This window comes from Aquimarina mytili, from assembly GCF_016735115.1.
In the GTDB taxonomy this organism is placed as follows: Bacteria; Bacteroidota; Bacteroidia; order Flavobacteriales; family Flavobacteriaceae; genus Aquimarina; species Aquimarina mytili.
Genome location: NZ_JAERQJ010000009.1, coordinates 28,740 through 49,159 on the forward strand (window position 1 = coordinate 28,740; position 20,420 = coordinate 49,159).

Here is a 20,420-nt window from a genome sequence, read left to right on the forward strand (position 1 = left end):
TGTAGTATTCAAAATATGAAAACAAAAAAAGTAAGTTTAAAAACAATATTGGTAACTGCGTTACTATCAATTATGCCAATGATTGGTATTGCTCAAGAATGTAAGGCAGTGCTTTTCATGAAACAAGGGGCTATTTTAGATTATACTGATTATTCTAAAAATGGGAAAAAGAAAGGTAGCACCAGACATGAAACTATTAACATATCGGGTACCAGTAATACTATTGACGCCATTATCGAAGCCACAGTACTCGATAAAAAAAATAAAGAGAGTTTTAGCACGCAATACAAAGCAAATTGCAATAACGGACTATTCAGTGTAGATATGCTTCGGTTTTTTAGCTTGGACAAACTATCAGAACAGCATCAAGAAAATTTTAGTCTTGAAATAGATGGAGATGTATTGGAGTTCCCGACAAACAGTAAAGTTGGTGATGTATTAGATGATGGACACATAAACATTAAAGTCAACAATCAAGGATTTACATTAATCACCATGACTTTTGATATTTTTAATAGAAAAATTGTTGCAGAAGAAACCATTACCACTCCTGCAGGCGCATTTAATTGTCAAAAAGTAACATTAGATTTTAAAAGCAAATTTGGAATCATTAAAATTAATGGTAGCGGTAAAGAATGGTATCATGACAATGCGGTAGTAATACGATCAGAATCTTATAATAAAAAAAGGAAAGCTACTAGGGTATCATGAGCTAACAGGAATTAGATAAAAAATAATCAATATTTAAAATTAATATCGAAAGACGTATGAATTGTGATGGCAATCGTATTACGAATCTAAGATTTTCTAACCCGTGTATTTCAATAATAAAAAATTCAGAAGGATTTAGTTAAATTCTATAAAAGAGATTATTCTTATTATTTTAAATGAATAAACCTCAATTATCAAACTTTATTTTTTGATATATTGGGGTTTTATTATTTATCAATACATACTCAGGAAGAAACCTAATTTGAAAATCTCTAATGACACACCAACATTACATACTTATATTTTCTTTTTTTTTATGTTTTCATTTATATTCCTTCCAACAAAGTGAACGGGACAAAAACTTCATCGTAAATAATAAGGATACTGATTCTATTGAAAATTTCTTGATAAAAACGCTAAATACGAATACGATATTAGCAGAAAGCTACTACAAGCTCTATTTGGATAGAGGCATAGAAAAAGAGAATTATTCAATACAATTCTTCGCTAATTATTATTTAGGCAATATAGCATATCGCAATAAAAGATTTGATAAAGCCATTCATTATGGAAATAACGCAATAACATCTGCAGAAAATATTAGAAATGGGAATTATATGCTAAGTGGACTATATCTCGTTGCCGCTGCATATCAGGAAAAGAGAGATCGTAAAAACTCGTTACATCGATATTTGCGTGCTCAAAAAATTATCGAACAATATAGTCTTGAAAATTATCAAATTTATAATTTGGTCAGTATTGGGCAAATTAGGATTAGACTTGATCAAACTCAAAAAGCGTTGGCATCTTTTCAAAAAGCACTAAAATTGCTTGAAAAATCCTCCAAAAATTCAGACGCCAATTACAATACCAAGTATTTATCAATTATTCAAGGCTTAGGGGTTTGTTACTATAAGTTAGGTAACTATGATGAAGCACTCAAATACAATTATCAAGGTTTACAATATGCCGAAGAATTAAATCGAATAGAATATATCATTGATTTTAATCTTAATATAGGCGAAACATACATCGGTAAAAAAAAATATTCTAAAGCACTTTCTTACCTGAACATTGCCAAAGCAGACATTATAAAACTTAATAAGAATAATGATCCAGATCTATTTACCGCAAACCTTCATATCGCAACTTGTTTATATAATCAAACTGAATACGCCAAGGCTAGAGATTTATTAGAGCAAAATTTTCAGCATATAAAAACGAATCCAGAAGTAGAAAAAATACAAGAAGCATATGCCTTAGCTATTCAATGTGGTGAAAAATTACAAGACACTAATTTGCAATTTAAGTATACCAAAGTCTATAATAAAATTGTTGATTCTCTCTATCAGAATGATATAAATGCTCAAGAAAAATTATATGATCGGGATTTAGAAAGTCTTGAAGAAAAAAATAAAAGTTTACTATCCAAAAACCTTCTCTACGCTATTGGATTTTTATTGACTTTAGTTTTTGCGGCAATTATTTCATTCTATACTATCAAAACTAAAAGAAAGAATAAAAGTTTATTTGAAGAGTTGCAAAAAGGGAGAATACATGAAAATGCATCAAAAACGATAAATGTTCAAAAAAACGAATTTATTACAGACAAAAAAGCAAAGAGTCTGTTAGAGCGATTATCAAATTTAGAAAAAACAGCCTTTTATTTGAGTTCAGATTGCAGCTTGTATAGTACAGCAAAAGATATCGAAACAAATACTTCCTATTTGTCGAAAATCATTAATGAATATAAACAGCAATCATTTAATGATTATATCAACGAATTAAGAATTAAATATTGTATTGAAAGGTTAAGCTCAAATCACACATTTAGATCATATACGATCAAAGCCATTGCCGGAGAATTGGGATATAAGAGTGTGAATACTTTTGCTTCAGCATTTAAAAAACAAACAGGTTTAAGCCATTCTTATTTTATCAAAAAAGTAGTATCCGATACTCATGAGTCTAACAAAATTAACACATAATTACTTGTAAAAATAGAGATAAGACTGTCAATTTTATAAAATTGAACTTCCATAATTCATAATTTTCGATTTAAGATAAAGCAATGAGTATTTTTACTGAATAACCAATAAGCACAAAGTTTTATGTTTGGAAAAATAAAGTTCTTAATCATAATTTTCTGTATCACTTTTATAAATCATTCTATCGCTCATGGAACTGAAAGTGATTTCGAAAAAATAATTGATGTTACTATTAATACTCATACAGGGCGTATAGAAATTGATGAGTCACAGGTTCAAGACCTTCACGTTTTTATTTGGGGAAAAATACAATTTAATGTATACGGCTTATATCAAAATACTTACCCTAGACAGAGTGTTACTGAAAAGAGATTTAATATATCATCTACTATTATCAATACAACGTTAACCCCAATACTTATTCCTCCTACCAGACCAGATCCTGACGATCGTACTATAAATAATGATAGAATATTACTAGGAACTATGGTGTTAGATCTATTAAGTTATGATGTTACTCCTGGATTAAAGACCGTTACTTTATCCCTATCAGAAGTAGATACTACTATAGTAGATCAAAGAGATGTATCTTTTAATGTGTATAATCCCGAACAACTTGGAGATTTAGAAATAACCCACGCAGAGACTGTAATCCCAAATATCGACAGAATCCAACGTAAAGTGCAAATTAAAGCGCATATACGAAATACAGGGAGAGATGATATCAATGAAAAATCAAAGGTCAAGTTTTATATTAAGATTGAAGATAAATTAAAGCTTCTTAAAACAAAAACTGTTGGACCTATTAGTGAAAATAATAGTAAAAGTTGTATAATTTTTATTGATTATGAAACCTACTCCAAAATCATAGGTAAAACATTGTATATCATAGTTGATGAAGATAATCATGTTAGAGAGCGTAGCGATTTTAATAATTATCTGAATTATACAGTTCCAGAAATTCAAGTACATCCTAATACGATCAAAACCTATCCAAATCCTTTTAAAGACGAAGTAAATTTTACTTTCTTTCTAGGTCAAGATGCTGCACCTCTTGTGGTACTTAAGCTTTATAATAGGTTTGGAATGAATATAGCCACGCAAGGTTATGTTTTATCTCCTAACAATACGTATCAAACCATAACGTACTTCAATGATAATTTATCAACAGGAATGTATATTTATACGCTTACTGTTGGCGATATGGTATATCAAGGAACAATAGTAAAATAATAGAGAAGTACTGTTTTTTTTAATTTAAAAACCGTTTCAAATTATGATTGAAACGGTTTTGTACATCTTTGAAATTGGAATTAACATACCTTCCTATTTCATCAGATTTATAAATCTGACTTTTCTTCTTTTTTATAATCAATGAATTGCATATAGTTTTACCATAGAATTCTGGTCGACAAGAATCACAAATCATTTTAAAACTATAATCAAAACATGAAAAAACGTATAGAAATATTGGTATTGACCGTTTTCTTATTGGTAATAACAAGTTGTCAAACCGAAGAGGAGGATGCTTTTCAAGATGAACTTTTGATCGAAAACAATGAGGATATAAAAATACTAGAGGACATTGATGGGTTTGACTTCAGAAAATCATCGGCATTCTTGCATTGTTCGCGATATCCCATACCACCAGGGTACAAAATCCTTTATTATACAAATAGCCCAACTTGCGAACCAAATTATTCAACGTTATATCTAGGGCTTTATAATTCAGCTATTATTGTACCAATCGGACAACCTACTATAAGTAGTGCGGGTGCAGGCTGTGATGATAATTATTGTATCTGGATTGTAGGAAACGATTTTGAACCCAATGCTTATGTAGATATTAGAACTAAAACCGGAACTTCAATTATCGGTACATATAGAGGTTCAAATCGCGTGCAATATGTTAACTCACAGGGACAAGATGTTATCACTTTACGCTTAAATTCGGCCTTAGAACGTAACGAGTTTAACGGTAGAGGTCTACGTATATGGGTTGTTAATCCTGACGCCAGAAAATGGGGTGATGGTAGAACAGTTAGAAGACCTTATACTCCAGGTGATACCGATCCAATTGACCCAGATGATTGCAATCCCGTATGCCCTTAGATACTTTATAACGAAGTTTTATAAAAGATACAATGTCTTGTAATATATGAGATTGTAATTGCTTAACAGTATAAAACTGTAGAAATCATAATAAAAGGCGGAAACCGAAAAGCCTTTGATAGAGTAGGTAACACAAAATAAAGGAATTATGTTAAATAGCATTTTAAGTTTAGAGGGGGTGCATCAATTAAAAAAGAGTGAACAACAAACCATAAAAGCTGGCACATATTATGGTGATTCTTGTCTATCGCTATGCGGAGGAAGATGCTCTTTTGGAAATTGCTATCACCATATTGATTAATTATAAATCCCCCAAGGTTTCTACCTTGGGGGATTTTAAATTTTTGAAAAAAACACTATACTATCTCTTCGGAATCGTAATTAACTCTGTTTGTCTTTCATTTACATATCTAAAACCATCCTCTCCCCAAAAGCCTGCTTCTTCAAGCATAATACGAACATCTTTTTTCCATTCAGGGATAGTTACCGTAGTATTTAGTTCGATTGCATATACGGTATTTTCGTATAGAGGATAATCACCTGTTCCCGGTACTCCTCCTTGCGAATCCCACATTCCAATAGTCGGTCCCGAAGAATGTCCATATAATCCTAAAGGGTGCGTATATATAGCCGGTTTTAAGCCTTCACCCCTACCTTGTTTTAAGGATTGTAGCAAGATTTCATTTCCAGATTTACCAGTTTCAAAATTCGAGGTAAAAATATCTTGTACCCGGTTACCATCAGCAAAAGCTTTTGTCAAGTATTCTGGAGGCATTGTTTCTTCATTTTTAAGAATATAGGCATGTTGCTGGCAATCGGTATTTAATCGCAAGTATGTTATCCCAAAATCACAATGAATTAAATCCCCTGGTCTAATCACTTTATCTTTTGGCCGGTCTGAAAACGAAACAATATGACTTTGCAATGCTTCGCCTGATCTCTGTATATCTACTGTAGGATGAAACCATGTTTTAAGTCCCATATCAGTAACTTTTTGTCTTAACCACCAAACCACATCATCTGTTGTTGTAGTTCCGGGTTTGATCACAGATGTACTAAAAGCTTCTTCAATAATAGCATGCGTTACGTCGACAAGTTCTTTATAAATCTCCATTTCCTGTTGTGTACGAGTTTCTATCCAGGCAATGGCCAGTTTTTCAGCAGAGGTAATTTTTGGTTTGAACTCCTGAGGTAACACCTCCATAAATTCATCATAATCCGTTTTTACAATACCATCAACAATACCAAAATTTTTAGAATAATTGAGTCCTATTTTTTCTGGATTTTTAGTTGAAATAATATCCACTAATGCTTTCCATTGATTAGGTTGTTTTTCTTTATCCCATGCAGAATCTATTTGCTTACCAATATTATATCTCGCTACCGCAAGCTTCTCTATTGTATTTTTTGTTTTATCTCTATAAAAAACAATTATTGTTCTTCTTCTTGCATTCAACCATGTTGAAGGTAGCATTGTTTTTAGCACTGGGTCTTCATTATATTCCCTAGAGATCAAAACCCACATATCAAATCCAGTACGATCCATTAATTGTGGCAAAAGATTATTAAAACGATCTTCTAATACCATATCAATAATATCTGCCCTCTCCCTTTGCGGTAGGATTTGTGAATGGCTAAAATGGATGCAAAGTAGCAGTGCAATAATCAAAGAGCTTATTTTCATAAAAAGAAGTTTACTGTATTGTAAAAGAAGTTACGATTCTATTTTTGGAAATTCTATCCAGGTTAACTAAGTGAGTTTCTACATTTTCGCTTAGAGTACCAAACTTAGTAAACACTTTTATTTTTAATACTTTAGGGTATTTTGTATCCATCTTATATCCATCTGGTAAAACAACATCCAAATACCATCGCCCCGGTTCGATATCAGAAAGTATATATTCGTCTGATGTAAATCCTTCTTTAATTTCTTTGCGCATACGATTTCTATTATCCTCTAGATTATGAGGAACCGAAAAATATTGCTTTTTAGAATTTACAAATCTAAAATTAAATTCCGTTTCTGGATGTGACCATTCTACTACAACTCTTACGGGATATGTCGGACAAATAAAATATTTTTGATCTATATTGTTAGTTTTCCAACTTTGGTTTCGCTTTTTCAGTAATCCTCTAAAATCATTAGTAATCTGGTTGTTTAAACCATCAAAGGTTTGAATTTCCTTTATTTTATTATTAGTGATTTTTTTAAACATTTCTATAGACTCCTTATATTTTTTCTCGGCAGAATATGTATTGGCTAAATCTAAATAGGCCTGAGATAATGCAGGAGAAATATTAATGATTCTTTTATAAACAAGTTCTGCCTGATCATACAAATTATGTTTTTCTAAATGAAAAGCTAATATTTTAAGAACCGAGATATCCTTGGAATATAATTCTGCTAGATTAGAAAGAACCCTCACTCCTTTATCTTTTTTGTTTTTACTAAAAAAATAGTCAGAACACTCCAGAAAGAAGCTCACATTATCTTCATTAGATGATAACAAATCAAGATATTTGGAATATCCTTGTTCTACATCAGGGCTTTTCTTGAGCATTGAAACAAAATTAGAATCACTCTCTTGAGACACCTGTAACGAAGAGGTATAGGGTTTGTATTCTATTTCAACAGTTTTATCTGGATTATTTTCTTCAGCGGATGTAAAATTAGCAACCGCATTTTTTGTAGTAATAAGAATAACACCATTTCTACCTTGGGCACCAAATCTGTTTGTAGCTGCATACCCCTTTAAAACGGTAACATCAGCGATATCATTTGGATTAATAAAATCATAATTCGCTTGAGCATCAATTCTACTTCTGGGTACTGGTATTCCATTTACCACAAAAAGAGCAAAATTATTACCTAGAATCGAATTCATACCTCTTATTATAGTTAAGCTGGCATTATCTACGTTTCCTGTTGATACCCCAGAAAACTTACCCGCTATAGCTCTACCTAATGTATTCCTATCATCACCAATATCTTCTGAATCAATACTTTGAACAGCATATCCCAAGGCTTTTTTATTTACTAGTTGATTGCCATTATTAATTAACTCCTCTTCCTCTCCTTTTCTTGTTTTGATTATTGCAGGACCTAATTCATTTATAAGTTCAGTTAATTGTACATTGATAATCTCTTTATCTCCAACTTCAACAACAGCACTTTTCATGTCTAACGAGCTAAATACAAGAACATCTCCCGGTTCTGCTGCAATCTTATAATTACCATTTTCGTCGGTAATAGTCCCTCTATTTTTATCATTCACAGTGATATTGACATTTGATAGCCCATCAGTTTTACCTACAACGATTCCACTAACATAGTTTTTGCTAGCATCCAGGTTCTTTTCTGTAACAAACTCCATCTTAGGCATGATAACTTCACCAGTAATGGCTTTTATGGAAGAAGGAATATCAAATTCTAGCAGATTAACAAAATACCCACGGTTATAAAATGCAGTATTATGAAGAAATTTTTTATCAATATCGGCCTTACTACTTATTGTAATAATTCTTGGACTATAGAGACTTGCTTCGAAATTCCCAAAGTTTCCTTTACCATCAGTAAAAAAAAGTAACATCTCTTCACTAATTTCTGTATTAACTAAACTGAAATCTGAAGCTCCATCATAAACCACATCCTTAAGTTTTTCTTTCAACTTTGTCCAATTGGATGATTTAACATCAAAGGTTTCTTCAGCAATTACTGCAGTATTGAAAATAGCAAGTTTAACTTGAAGATTGGCATGAGTCTTAAAATATGCATCTAAGAACTCAAACTCTTTCTCTATTTTCTTATCTTTTTGCGAAAGTGAAGCATCCCAGTAAATAGCAACACTTTTAATATCCTTAATAGGTAAGTCTTTTGCAAAAGTGAAAGTAAAACAAAAAAATGCTAATAAAATGACTGTATGTTTTCCCATAATAATAATGACTGTATGTTTCCAATTATGTTAAATGTACAAAAAATGAAAAAAAGACTTCTACTTTCTGCTATGAAATAAAAGAAGAAGAACAATCATTTACTTCCTAAAGTAATCACATATATTCTTTCTTAATAATGTCTAAAGTCATAGAACGCTGGATCTTTCCGTTATTGGTTTCAATAAATTGAGGAATGAAGAATATTTTTTTCGGAATTTCAAATTTATTCAATATGTTGAGATTATGTATTGCCTCTTTAAGAGATAAATAAGCGACTTTATCAAAATCACTTTCTATTATTAACACCAACTTATCTCCAAACGTATTATCAGGTAAACTACTTATAAAAAACCGATGATCTATCAGTAACTGTAATTTTGTTTCTATTTCTTCTGGATATAACTTTACTCCTCCACTATTAATTACATTGTCATAACGGCCTTTCCATAAAAACTTTTTATATGTTTTAAGTTCTACAACATCATTGGTGATAATGGTTTCATTATTTAGTTGAGGAGCTTTTATTATTAGACAATTTCTTTCATCAGTACTTAATGTGATATTGGGTAACGCCCGAAAAAATCCAATGTCTTTTTTATCCTTTTTCTTTGGGTTTATTCTTCTAGCAGCAATATGTGAGACGGTTTCTGTCATACCATATGTCTCAAACACTTTGGTTTTTAAACCTTGAACCAGCTCTTTAAGATGTTCTGAAACCGTCCCCCCTCCAACGATTAACTTTTTAATAAGATGTAACCTATTCAAAGAATTGTCTAATTGTAAGGGAACCATAGCACAAAAGTCATATTGCTCGTACACAGTATCCAGAGGGTTTGTTTTTGGAGGGATTAAATCAATTTTCCAACCTAGAACCATGGCTCTAACAAGCATCATTTTACCAGCAATATAGCATGCCGGCAAACATAATAATGCTGTTGTATCTTCTTTGGCTTTAAAAAATTTCCCGGTCGCTTTAGCACTATTGACCATGTGCTGCTTAAATACTTTTATTTTTTTTGGTTTTCCTGTAGATCCAGAAGTTTGTACAATGATATAATCCTTTTCATTTAACCAATCCATTAAAAAATTACCAACTTCTTGTTCATAAACCTCGCCTTCTTTAATAAAATTATAAGCAATCCTCTTTAAATCTTCTCTATCGAGAGAATGTTTATTTATGGTAAAATTGTCATGTATTTCAGAAGTGTAAAATGTACTCATAGTTTGCATGTTCAAATTTCAATGTTCTGACATATCCATAGGTTACGTATGTGTAAAGAGTACATTATTCTTTTGTTATCTGTACCTTTAGTCTAAGAAGCCGGTATATGGCCAAAAAGCTTATCTTTCCATCCGGTCCATTTGTATTTTTTTGAAAGAATAAAAAGGAACAACGGAAAAATAATCAATATCGGTATAAATATTTCGTAGCTACCCGTACCAGGATCAGAAACATCAATAAATATAGAATCTGTTTGAAGAGCTGTCCAATCTGCGGTTACCAAAAGTACGGTCACTAAATTATTTGCAGCATGAAAGCCTAAAGAGAGTTCTAAACCTTCATCCATTAATGTCATTACTCCTAAAAACAACCCTGTTCCGATATAATATATCATAAGTATAGGTCCTATTTTTTCTACTTCAGGATTTGAAGCATGCATTACTCCAAAAAGTACAGAGGTCAAAATTAAAGGGAACCATTTATTCTTCACTGCTAATCCTAATCCTTGCATTAAATACCCTCTAAACATGTATTCTTCAAAACTTGTCTGAATGGGTATCAAAACAATAGCTATAATCGCAAGAATTAAAAAAGGTACAGGTTTAAAATTAATTTGATAATCTCCTGGGCTTGTAAAATAAACAATCAGCGTAGAAATAATGATAAATGAAGCCATCAGGAAAAATGTAAAGAAAAACCGCCCCCAATCGATTTTATTTCTACTGGTTGTTAGTGATAAAATACTTTGTTTATGCACGTATTTCACCCAAAAAAACAACCCAGCCAATAAAAAGACAAAAATTATCATGCTCTCTGCAAAAAATTGATTTTTACCTTTGCTTCGGATTTGTTGTTCTATAATTGCAGTTACATCTGCATTCATAAGTAATAATACCAAGTAATTTAATCCCATTACTCCCATAAATAAAATTGGGATTGGCAAATATTTCCACATTCCTAATTTTCCTTGTCTTCCTTGTGCTATATACATATGTACTGCGGGGTATTTAATTTAAGTATTTTACTTTCCATGGTTTATTAGGTCTATACATTAAAGTTCCATTTTCAACTTCTAATGGTGATTCCAAGTTGTTTGTATACAAACTTCCGGTCCCTAAACCCTGAGGCATTTTATTTTGTAATGTATAAGTATACTGTGCAATTGCATTTAGCCCAATGTTACTCTCTAATGCGCTTGTGATCCACCATCCAATTTGTAAGGATTCAGCAATATCTATCCATTCTTTAGTGCCTTTAAAACCACCTATTAAACTTGGTTTTAGTATAATATATTGTGGTTGTATAGTTTGTAGTAATCTTTTCTTTTCTGTTACATCAAAAACACCAATTAATTCTTCATCTAACGCAATGGGCAGAGGTGTTTTTTGACATAATTCTGACATCTGTTCTAATTGGCCTTGTCTGATGGGTTGTTCTATACTATGCAATTCATATTCAGATAGTTTTTGCAACTTCGTCAAAGCCTCTACTGGCATAAACGCTCCATTAGCATCGACTCTAAGTTCAATTATTCCTGAAGAGAATTGAGATCTTATATAAGTCAACAAATCTAATTCGGCTTCAAAATCTATAGCGCCGATTTTCATTTTTATACAATCAAATCCTTGGCTTAACTTATCCGCGATTTGCTCCTTCATGAATGCCTTATCACCCATCCAAATCAATCCATTAATAGGAATATTGGCTATACCTTCTGTAAATTGTGACGGAAATAACAGAAAAGGCGAATCACTTTCTAAAGATTTAAATGCCATCTCTACACCAAACTGTATACTAGGAAACTCTATTAGCGCATCCCAAAGTTGTTCTTCTCCTAAGGTTATATTATTACATGTCCATTTCAGTTTCTCTTCGTAGTCAGGTCGATCATCGATACTTAATGTTCTTAAAATCCCACACTCTCCTATTCCTTTTTTATTTCCTGAAGAGATCACTATAAACCAAGTTTCTTTAGTTTTTATTACTCCTCGAGAGGTACCACTTGGTCTTTTAAATTCTAGGATATGTTTAAAGTATGTTGCTTTCATTTATAATTCTATGCTCTCTCCAATACCTAAGAGCATTAGATCTTTATTTTTTTCAAAGAATTTGCGTTTGGCCTCATTATGATCTATTTCGATATATCCAAAAGTATCATAATGCACCCCAAGTACTTTATCACATTCAACAAAATCACTTGCAAGGATAGCATCTTCAATTCCCATTGTAAAATTGTCACCAATTGGCAAAATTGCTAAATCAAGTTTTACCTGAAGTGGAATCAATTTCATATCCATTGTAAGTGCCGTATCACCAGCAATATATATTGTTTTGTGCTCTCCCTCTATAACAAATCCTCCAGGTTGACCCCCATAAGTACCATCTGCAAAACTACTGGTGTGTATCGCATTTACATATTTTACTTTTCCGAAGTCAAACTCCCAATGACCTCCATGATTCATAGGATGAACTTCGATTCCCTTATTTTGATAATACATTGCAATCTCATAATTAGAAACTATTGTTGCGTTATTAGCTTTGGCAATAGCCTCTGCATCTAAAACATGATCTTGATGTGCATGCGTAAGCAAAATATAATCCGTTTCAATAGTATCTACTGTTATTTTATCTTTTGAAAGCGGGTTTCCTGAGATAAAAGGGTCTATTAAAACCTTTACCTCCTTTATTTGGAGTAACAAGGAATTATGCCCGTAAAAAGTTATTTTCATGTGTGAAATACTTTAATTTGATCAGAAAATTATAAAATCTGACTCAGACTAAACAAAATAGAAAGCAAAAATGTTGTTAAAGCGACCTTTTTAAGTTCTGGATCTAATAATTCTGTATTATCAGTTTTTACAACTTTTTTGATATGTATAATTAATGGAATAAAAGCTATTCCAAATAATAAGTCTTTTGGGTTTCGATATTCTAACAACATAAAGAATATCATAGACAACATTGCCATGACAATTAAAAAAATGTGATACTTTCTGGCGTTAATGATTCCCATTTTAACAACTAAAGTATTCTTATTTGATTTTTTGTCACTGTAATAATCTCGCATATTATTAAGATTAAGTACAGCGGCACTTAGTAATCCGATTGTGATTGCTGGTAAGAAAATGGGGGGATATATAAATTTAGTATACAGAAAAAAACACCCCACTACACTTACTATTCCAAAAAACACAAAAACAAAAATATCTCCCATACCTCTATACCCATAAGCCGATTTACCTACAGTATACTTTATAGCCGCCGCTATAGCCGCAAGGCCTAATGCTGAAAAGATAATTGTATAATAAAAATATTCTTCACCAAAGGAAGTATATATTAATATCATTGCCAATGCAAAAGAAATCAATGCTGTAATCACAATACCTATTAGCATTTCCTTTTTAGAAATGGCTCCACTTTGTAATGCTCTTTCTGGACCTACTCTATCCTCATTATCGGTTCCTTTTACACCATCTCCATAATCATTAGCAAAATTTGATAATATCTGAAGTCCTAAGGTAGTGGCAATGGCCAACCAAAATATTTTCGTCTTAAAAAAATATGGAGACCCGAAGCTAGCAATAGACAAATCTCCTGAAGTGATGAGTTCTTCAATATTTAGTCTATTACCAATAGACGAGCCAACTATTATTCCTGAAACTGATAATGGTAATGTACGCAAACGTGCAGCAGATATCCATGCACTAAGTTTATTCATGTTGCCCTATTTTAAATCCAAAGGAACAGCATTTTGATCTAAAAAAAAATAAAAAACGCTTCTTTCCTTTTGATCATCTTTTTAAAAGTAAGGTACTACCTACATTTTTATGAATTTCGCAATTAATCAATCTTAATTTTTTAGGAGACTTTTTATAGATTAGCATTTTAAACCACTAAAAATTATGAAGAGATTTACAACACCACTTATTTTTTTGCTTTTAGCTATAGCCATTTCATGTAAAAGCGAGCCAAAAAAAGAAGAAACTAAACAACCCCAAACCGATCAAGAGAACACTACTAAATCTAAAACCTCAGAAGGTCTTCCATTTATATGGGAAGGAGCCAATGTATATTTTCTTTTGACGGATCGATTTTATAACGGAGACACGACTAATGATGAACTATTAAATCGAACCAAAGAAACCGGAAAATTAAGAGGATTTGAGGGAGGAGATTTTAGAGGAATTATCAAAAAAATTGAAGAGGGTTACTTTAAAGATCTTGGTATTAATGCACTATGGTTTAATCCTGTGGTTGAACAAATTCATGAAAGTGTTGATGAAGGCACAGGAAACACATATGCATTTCATGGATACTGGGCCAAAGATTGGACTAAGATTGATCCAAATTATGGTACTTATAAGGAACTAAAGGAGTTAATTGATGTTGCGCATAAAAATGGTATTCGTATACTTATGGATGTCGTATTAAATCACACAGGACCAGTAACAGAAAAGGATCCAGTTTGGCCAGATTCTTGGGTACGTACATCTCCTCAATGTACCTATAAAGACTATGCCACTGCAGTTACTTGTACATTGGTAAAGAATCTTCCAGATATTAAGACCGAAAGTAATGAAGATGTAGAATTACCCCAGGTTTTGATCAATAAATGGAAATCCGAAGGTAGATTAGAAATTGAATTGGCAGAATTGGATGTCTTTTTTACAAAAACAGGATTAAAAAGATCTCCAAAAAATTACATTATCAAGTGGTTAACTGATTACGTTAGAGAACTAGGAATTGATGGATATAGAGTGGATACTGTAAAGCATGTAGAAGAAGGTGCCTGGAACGTACTTGCCGAGCAAGCCAAAATAGCATTTGCAGATTGGAAGTCGAAAAACCCAGATAAAATATTAGATGATAACGATTTTTATGTTTTAGGAGAGTTATATGGCTATGGTATCGATGGAAAAAGATATTATGATTTTGGAGATCGCAAAGTAGATTATTTTGCAAATGGGTTTGACAATATGATCAACTTTCAGTTTAAATATGATGCATCAAAAAATGATTACGAAGCATTATTTAGCAAGTACAGCAAAATATTACATACCAATTTGGTTGGCAAAAGTGTTATGAACTATATCAGTTCTCATGATGACGGAGATCCTTTTGATAAAGATCGTACTAAACAATATGAATCTGCTACTAAGCTTTTGTTAACCCCTGGTATATCACAAATATACTATGGAGATGAAACGGCAAGACCGCTTATAATTGAGGATACCCAGGGAGATGCAACTCTAAGATCTAATATGAACTGGGATGTTGTTGAAAATGATACGATCAAAACTTCTCTATTGCATTGGCAAAAACTAGGTACGTTTAGAAAACATCACCCATCCGTTGGAGCGGGTAAACATCAGCAAATTTCTAAGTCTCCTTATGTATTTTCTAGAAGTTATAACAAAAATGGAATTTCGGATAAAGTCGTAATTGGCCTTGATTTACCACAGGGAGAAAAAACAATACAAATTAATTCTGTTTTCCCGGAAGGAGCGATTCTAGTTGATCATTATTCGGGTATCGAAACCAAAGTATCACAAAACACTGCAACCATTAACTCGAATCACCCAATAGCCTTATTAGAGTTAAAAAAGTAAAAAAATAAGTTTTACATTACCCCCATGAAGAACTTACCTCCTTAGGATTAAGGAGGTAAGTGTTGGGGAAAACAAAAAAAGTAAGGGAAAAATTGTAATTGGAATACTTTTCAAAGATAAAAAGGTTTGTAGTATATGTGGTTACGGTTTTACCTCAAACTTTAGCAGGATTAGTATCATTAATTCAAGTAATTACATTTAAATTATTGATTTACAGGTAATTAATTAAATCGATTCGTAATGTTAAATAATTGTAACTTAATATTTAATAAAATTATTCTGAAGAAATAATTGCAAATTGATATCGCATAATTCAAGAAAAATTTAAATTTGCAGTGATCAATATTTCATCATCCATTTAATAATACACTTTTGGAAAATAAAAAAGCAATCAAGTTAATTGAACAAATTCTAGAAGATCTAGATAAAACAGGCATTAATAAAAGCACTTTGATAGAAGATCTTAAGAAATTAAGAGAATATGCCTTAGAAGAACAAATTCCTTTGGTAGTAAAGGTACTAAGGTTTACCTATGAGCATATTGAAGAAAATGATTCTTTTCTTATTCCAATACCAGATGATGAACCTGTAGATGAAGATTCAGAGTTACCAGAGAATACTGATGCTAAAGAGCCTATTGAGAGTCTTAAATATATGATTTCGTTAATGAAGAGTCTTACCAATAAGACGAATATTTCAGATTTACGAGAGTATAGAGATGCTTTAAATACTTATTAATTTTTTAAGGAAGCTCTCCAAAAAATATCAGATATTACCAAAAAGCATTTATTCTATTGAGTAGATGTTTTTTTGTTTTAAAAACTATTTTCAAGTACCATATCAATGGTATTGCGATACTGATCATACTCAATAAGGTTATTATGAGAACCTTCTTCAATTGTAATCATTCTTTTATTTGAAATAGGAATACTTTTAAATAATCTTTCCCCTGATTTATAAGGTACTACCCTATCATCTGTTCCATGATAAATAGTGATATCGCAAGTTACCTTCTGAAGAAAAGTTGCAGAAGGTATTTTGTATCTCAACAATAGATTTGTCGGAAAATGTGGAAGCCAACTCTCTACAATATCTTTAATATTGTAATATGGTGTTTCTAATACTAAATTGCAGGGATGATTATTTGAAGCCACATTAGAAGCAATTCCTGTTCCTATTGATCGACCATAAATGGTAATCTGATCTTCTGGATACATGTTTTGGGTATACTCATAAAACAATTGAGCATCATTGTATAAATTTTTTTCAGTAATTCTTCCTTTGCTTTTTCCATAACCTCGATAATCCATAATAATAACATCGTATTCTTTTTTGGCAAAAAACAATACGATTTCTCCCCAACGCCTTAAACTCCCCCTGTTTCCATGAAAATATAGAATTACTCCCTTAGGATTTATGTTTGTAAAATGAATTGCATTGAGACAATCTCCTTGGTCTGTTTCTAAAAAAAACTCTTTAAAGGTATGATCAAAGGTAAACGTATAGTCATCCTCAAGCTCTTCTGGTTGAAAAAGAATGTTCTCCTGAAATAAATAGAGTATTAAGATAATGATGCTGTAAAATAGAACACCTAAAACTAATATCTTTTTTAGTTTATGCATTAACTTTTTTTGATGAATGCATAACTCCTATGCTTGTATCTGAAAGGTTTAAACGTTTTACTCTAGAATTAATAATTTCTCCGAGCATTTTGTGATAAGATTCAAAATTATTCAAATTTTTATGCCCTCCGCCAATGATAGTATATAAACGAGTAAGTTTAGGCCTGATTTTCGATAACTTTACACTGGATTTAAACGGAATTAGTTTATCATGGGTACCATGTATGATATGAATTGGGCAATTTACATATTTAAGCCATTTGTATGTTGGTATTGGATACCGCATAATTAAGGATACCGGCATGAAAGGAATAAATTTTGCAGCTACTTTACTTAAGCTATAATACGGTGCATCTAGAATTAACATTTTGGGATTATTGATGGATGCCAATTTTGCAGCAAAACCCGATCCCATTGATCTTCCATACAAGATGATATACTTTTCATCAACTTTATCCTTAATCCTATTGTAAACAAACTGAAGATCTCTTTTTATAGCCTTAAAAGAACGTCTACCTGTACTTTTACCAAACCCACGATAATCTAACATTAATACGTCATACCCATGTCTGGTAAAATCAACAGCAAACTTACCCCAACCTTTAATACTTTTAGAGTTTCCCTTAAGGTACAAAACCACCCCTTTTGGGTTTTTAACTTTAAAATGAAGTCCATTAATAATAGCGCCATCCCTTGTTTCCAGATTATATTCTTCAATAATCTGATTATTATAGTGGAATTGAAAATCTTTATCTAGTTTTTCAGGTTTGAAAATAAAATACTCTTGAAGATAGTATAGGGCAACACTAGCGATAATATAAAACGCAAGAACAATTAGTGCTATGTATCCCCAATTTGGCATGTTACAATTCCCTTTGTAAGTAACTAATTTACAAAAAATTAGAATTAATTGCATAAAAAAATCCTGCCTAAGCAGGATCACAATACTATATGTTTGTTAAATTTTATCGTCTTGCATCATAAATTCTAAATCGTAGTCCGACTCTAGCATAGACATCAAAAAACTTACTATCAACGTTTGTGAGGTTATCGACAAAATCATTCATTGCTCCCACTTCTACCATGATATCAAACATCTCGCCTAACATTTGAGAAAATCCAACACCATACACTCCACCAATGATTAATTTTTCATAAGCCTCGTCTTCTAATTCTACTCCTCCTACTTCAAAATTGGTATTTACTCTAAACGAAGGGCCTACATTAATAAATCCTCTAAATCTATCTTTTCCTTCTCCTGTTAAATATCTAAATTTTGGATTAAAACCTATTTGTAAAACTTCTACATCAGGATTATCTATAAACACGCCTTCTCCTAATGGAACACCAGGTATTATATTATCTAAAGAACTTTTCCTTTGCAAAACTTCTAAAGAAAAAACGATACTCGTTCTAGCTCTAACCCCCATAACATAACCATAACCTGCATTTACATAAAAACCAGTACCAGAACTACTTTCTACGTTGTCAAGGTTTAGTTTGGAGAATGTTGCACCACCAGTAACTTCCCATCGGTATTGTCCATATGAGGCAAAAGAGATTGTAATAAAAATAAGTATTAATAATTTTTTCATGACTTGTTTATTTATTGACTTGAGGTTGTTATGGTGACGAAAATACTAAATTTTAAATGATGTCAACAAAAAAACCTGTCTACAGACAGGTTTTTATACTAATTTATGGTTCAAAATTATTCTTTATGCATAAAGGATTGCTTTTCTAATAAAAACTCTTCGGTCTCTACAACATCCTCATCAGGAACACAACAATCTACCGGACACACTGCCGCACATTGTGGTTCTTCATGAAATCCTTTACACTCTGTACATTTATCTGGTACGATATAATATATTTCATCACTAACAGGTTCTTGAGCTTCTTCTGCATTTACAGCTTTACCTCCAGGCAGGACTACATCGCCTTCTAAATCTGTACCATCAGAATATCTCCAATCATCAGCACCTTCATAAATTGCAGTATTTGGACATTCTGGCTCACAAGCACCACAGTTTATACATTCATCTGTTATTATAATTGCCATAGCTCTTTTTTATTCTAAATTTGCAACACAAAAATAACTCCTAAACTAGTGATAAACAAATAAGAAATGCTATTAAATAATCGAATTAACGCTTTTTGTGAATTAGGTAAGTTCCTTGATCAATTCAAATCTACTGGTTATGAGAAAGTTAATACAGTTAAGCTAAATGATGATTTTTTTGACAAAATGATTCATAAAATTGAAACTGCAGAACATTACAATGGGTGGTTTACCAAAGAAAATGTTATGTATTCTCTTACTCAATGGGGTAAGGCATTAACAAAACGAAAACTTTCGACATGGATTTCTAAATATTCGTTATCTGATGAAGTGATGCCAAAAACTATTGGTGTTATTATGGCAGGAAATATTCCATTAGTTGGGTTTCATGACTTTCTTTCGGTACTAATTTCTGGACATAAAATATTGGTAAAACAATCTTCGAATGATAATCAATTACTTCCATTTTTGGCTTCATACTTAATAGCTATTGATTCTGAATTCGAAAAACACATATCATTTACAACAGAAAAATTTACCGATTTTGATGCTGTCATTGCCACAGGAAGTAATAATACGGCAAGGTATTTTGAGCACTATTTTGGCAAGGTACCTCATATTATCAGGAAGAACCGAAATTCTGTAGCTGTACTTACAGGCCATGAAACTCAAGAACAGCTGGTTAACTTAGGAGAAGATATCTTTAGATATTTTGGTTTAGGCTGTAGAAGTGTATCTAAATTAATGGTTCCTGTAGGATATGATTTTGATCTGTTTTTTAAATCTATGTATTCTTACCATGATATCATCACCAGCGCAAAATATGCGAACAACTATGATTACAATAAAGCAGTGTATTTAATGAGTAATTTTAAGTTGTTTGAAAATGGTTTTTTAATGCTCAAAGAAGATCAGAGCTATGCCTCGCCAATAGCAACATTGTTTTATGAGACATATACATCTCAAGAAGAATTATTAGAAAAACTCGAGGCGGATAATGAAAAAATTCAGTGTGTGGTGAGTAGAGGTATATCTGAGAGTCACGTTGATTTTGGACAAACACAATCGCCAGAACTTTCAGATTATGCTGATGGAGTTGATGTAATTGAATTTTTGACAAAAATTAACTAAATAATTTATCATTTTGATAATACATTTGTA

Annotated in this window: 19 protein-coding genes; 8 read left to right on the plus strand and 11 right to left on the minus strand. The window is 31.8% G+C overall.

What is annotated here, in order from left to right; translation table 11 throughout:
• Positions 1 to 15: 15 nt before the first annotated feature.
• The 5 genes from JJQ60_RS18370 to JJQ60_RS18390 all read left to right on the plus strand — a co-directional run bounded on the left by JJQ60_RS18370 (position 16) and on the right by JJQ60_RS18390 (position 5,112).
• Entirely contained in the window at positions 16 to 711 is a 696-nt protein-coding gene (locus tag JJQ60_RS18370) for a TapB family protein (protein WP_201923671.1), read from the plus strand.
• Between the two features lie 404 nt (positions 712 to 1,115).
• Positions 1,116 to 2,699, plus strand: coding sequence for an AraC family transcriptional regulator (locus tag JJQ60_RS18375; RefSeq protein ID WP_201923673.1), 1,584 nt, complete (start codon positions 1,116 to 1,118; stop codon positions 2,697 to 2,699).
• 123 nt (positions 2,700 to 2,822) lie between these two features.
• Complete coding sequence (locus tag JJQ60_RS18380) at positions 2,823 to 3,932, plus strand: CARDB domain-containing protein (protein WP_201923674.1); 1,110 nt, start codon at positions 2,823 to 2,825, stop codon at positions 3,930 to 3,932.
• 216 nt (positions 3,933 to 4,148) lie between these two features.
• Positions 4,149 to 4,811 (plus strand): hypothetical protein, encoded by a 663-nt coding sequence (locus tag JJQ60_RS18385; RefSeq protein WP_201923677.1) that lies wholly within the window; start codon positions 4,149 to 4,151, stop codon positions 4,809 to 4,811.
• A 148-nt stretch (positions 4,812 to 4,959) separates the two neighbouring features.
• Positions 4,960 to 5,112, plus strand: a complete 153-nt coding sequence (locus JJQ60_RS18390; RefSeq protein WP_201923679.1) for a hypothetical protein — start codon at positions 4,960 to 4,962, stop codon at positions 5,110 to 5,112.
• Positions 5,113 to 5,172: 60 nt separating this feature from the next.
• Here JJQ60_RS18390 and JJQ60_RS18395 read toward each other — a convergent pair whose 3' ends face one another.
• The 7 genes from JJQ60_RS18395 to menA all read right to left on the minus strand — a co-directional run bounded on the left by JJQ60_RS18395 (position 5,173) and on the right by menA (position 13,684).
• Positions 5,173 to 6,495 (minus strand): M24 family metallopeptidase, encoded by a 1,323-nt coding sequence (locus JJQ60_RS18395; RefSeq protein ID WP_201923681.1) that lies wholly within the window; start codon positions 6,493 to 6,495, stop codon positions 5,173 to 5,175.
• A 10-nt stretch (positions 6,496 to 6,505) separates the two neighbouring features.
• Positions 6,506 to 8,743, minus strand: a complete 2,238-nt coding sequence (locus JJQ60_RS18400) for a TonB-dependent receptor plug domain-containing protein (RefSeq protein ID WP_201923683.1) — start codon at positions 8,741 to 8,743, stop codon at positions 6,506 to 6,508.
• A gap of 115 nt (positions 8,744 to 8,858) precedes the next feature.
• A complete protein-coding gene (locus tag JJQ60_RS18405; protein ID WP_201923685.1) occupies positions 8,859 to 9,965 on the minus strand; it encodes an AMP-binding protein in 1,107 nt (368 codons plus the stop codon).
• A gap of 92 nt (positions 9,966 to 10,057) precedes the next feature.
• Positions 10,058 to 10,957 carry a CPBP family intramembrane glutamic endopeptidase gene (locus tag JJQ60_RS18410; protein WP_201923687.1) on the minus strand — a complete coding sequence of 300 codons (900 nt, stop codon included), beginning with the start codon at positions 10,955 to 10,957 and terminating at the stop codon, positions 10,058 to 10,060.
• Positions 10,958 to 10,973: 16 nt separating this feature from the next.
• Positions 10,974 to 12,014 carry an o-succinylbenzoate synthase gene (locus JJQ60_RS18415; protein ID WP_201923689.1) on the minus strand — a complete coding sequence of 347 codons (1,041 nt, stop codon included), beginning with the start codon at positions 12,012 to 12,014 and terminating at the stop codon, positions 10,974 to 10,976.
• Entirely contained in the window at positions 12,015 to 12,695 is a 681-nt protein-coding gene (locus tag JJQ60_RS18420) for a metal-dependent hydrolase (RefSeq protein WP_201923691.1), read from the minus strand.
• 29 nt (positions 12,696 to 12,724) lie between these two features.
• Complete coding sequence (gene menA / locus JJQ60_RS18425; RefSeq protein ID WP_201923694.1) at positions 12,725 to 13,684, minus strand: 1,4-dihydroxy-2-naphthoate octaprenyltransferase; 960 nt, start codon at positions 13,682 to 13,684, stop codon at positions 12,725 to 12,727.
• 184 nt (positions 13,685 to 13,868) lie between these two features.
• Between menA and JJQ60_RS18430 the strand changes: the two genes are divergently transcribed.
• Positions 13,869 to 15,575, plus strand: coding sequence for an alpha-amylase family glycosyl hydrolase (locus JJQ60_RS18430; protein WP_201923696.1), 1,707 nt, complete (start codon positions 13,869 to 13,871; stop codon positions 15,573 to 15,575).
• Between the two features lie 372 nt (positions 15,576 to 15,947).
• Entirely contained in the window at positions 15,948 to 16,313 is a 366-nt protein-coding gene (locus JJQ60_RS18435) for a hypothetical protein (protein ID WP_201923698.1), read from the plus strand.
• Positions 16,314 to 16,390: 77 nt separating this feature from the next.
• Here the strand turns inward: JJQ60_RS18435 and JJQ60_RS18440 are convergent, their stop codons facing one another.
• The 4 genes from JJQ60_RS18440 to JJQ60_RS18455 all read right to left on the minus strand — a co-directional run bounded on the left by JJQ60_RS18440 (position 16,391) and on the right by JJQ60_RS18455 (position 19,259).
• Entirely contained in the window at positions 16,391 to 17,197 is an 807-nt protein-coding gene (locus tag JJQ60_RS18440; protein WP_201923700.1) for an alpha/beta hydrolase, read from the minus strand.
• Entirely contained in the window at positions 17,190 to 18,059 is an 870-nt protein-coding gene (locus JJQ60_RS18445; protein ID WP_201923702.1) for an alpha/beta hydrolase, read from the minus strand. Before JJQ60_RS18445 ends, JJQ60_RS18440 begins: the two co-directional genes overlap by 8 nt.
• A gap of 103 nt (positions 18,060 to 18,162) precedes the next feature.
• On the minus strand, positions 18,163 to 18,792 hold the full coding sequence (locus tag JJQ60_RS18450) for a porin family protein (RefSeq protein ID WP_201923704.1): 630 nt from the start codon (positions 18,790 to 18,792) through the stop codon (positions 18,163 to 18,165).
• Between the two features lie 116 nt (positions 18,793 to 18,908).
• On the minus strand, positions 18,909 to 19,259 hold the full coding sequence (locus JJQ60_RS18455) for a 4Fe-4S dicluster domain-containing protein (protein WP_201923706.1): 351 nt from the start codon (positions 19,257 to 19,259) through the stop codon (positions 18,909 to 18,911).
• Between the two features lie 66 nt (positions 19,260 to 19,325).
• Between JJQ60_RS18455 and JJQ60_RS18460 the strand changes: the two genes are divergently transcribed.
• Entirely contained in the window at positions 19,326 to 20,390 is a 1,065-nt protein-coding gene (locus tag JJQ60_RS18460) for an acyl-CoA reductase (protein ID WP_201923708.1), read from the plus strand.
• The last annotated feature ends 30 nt before the right edge of the window (positions 20,391 to 20,420 follow it).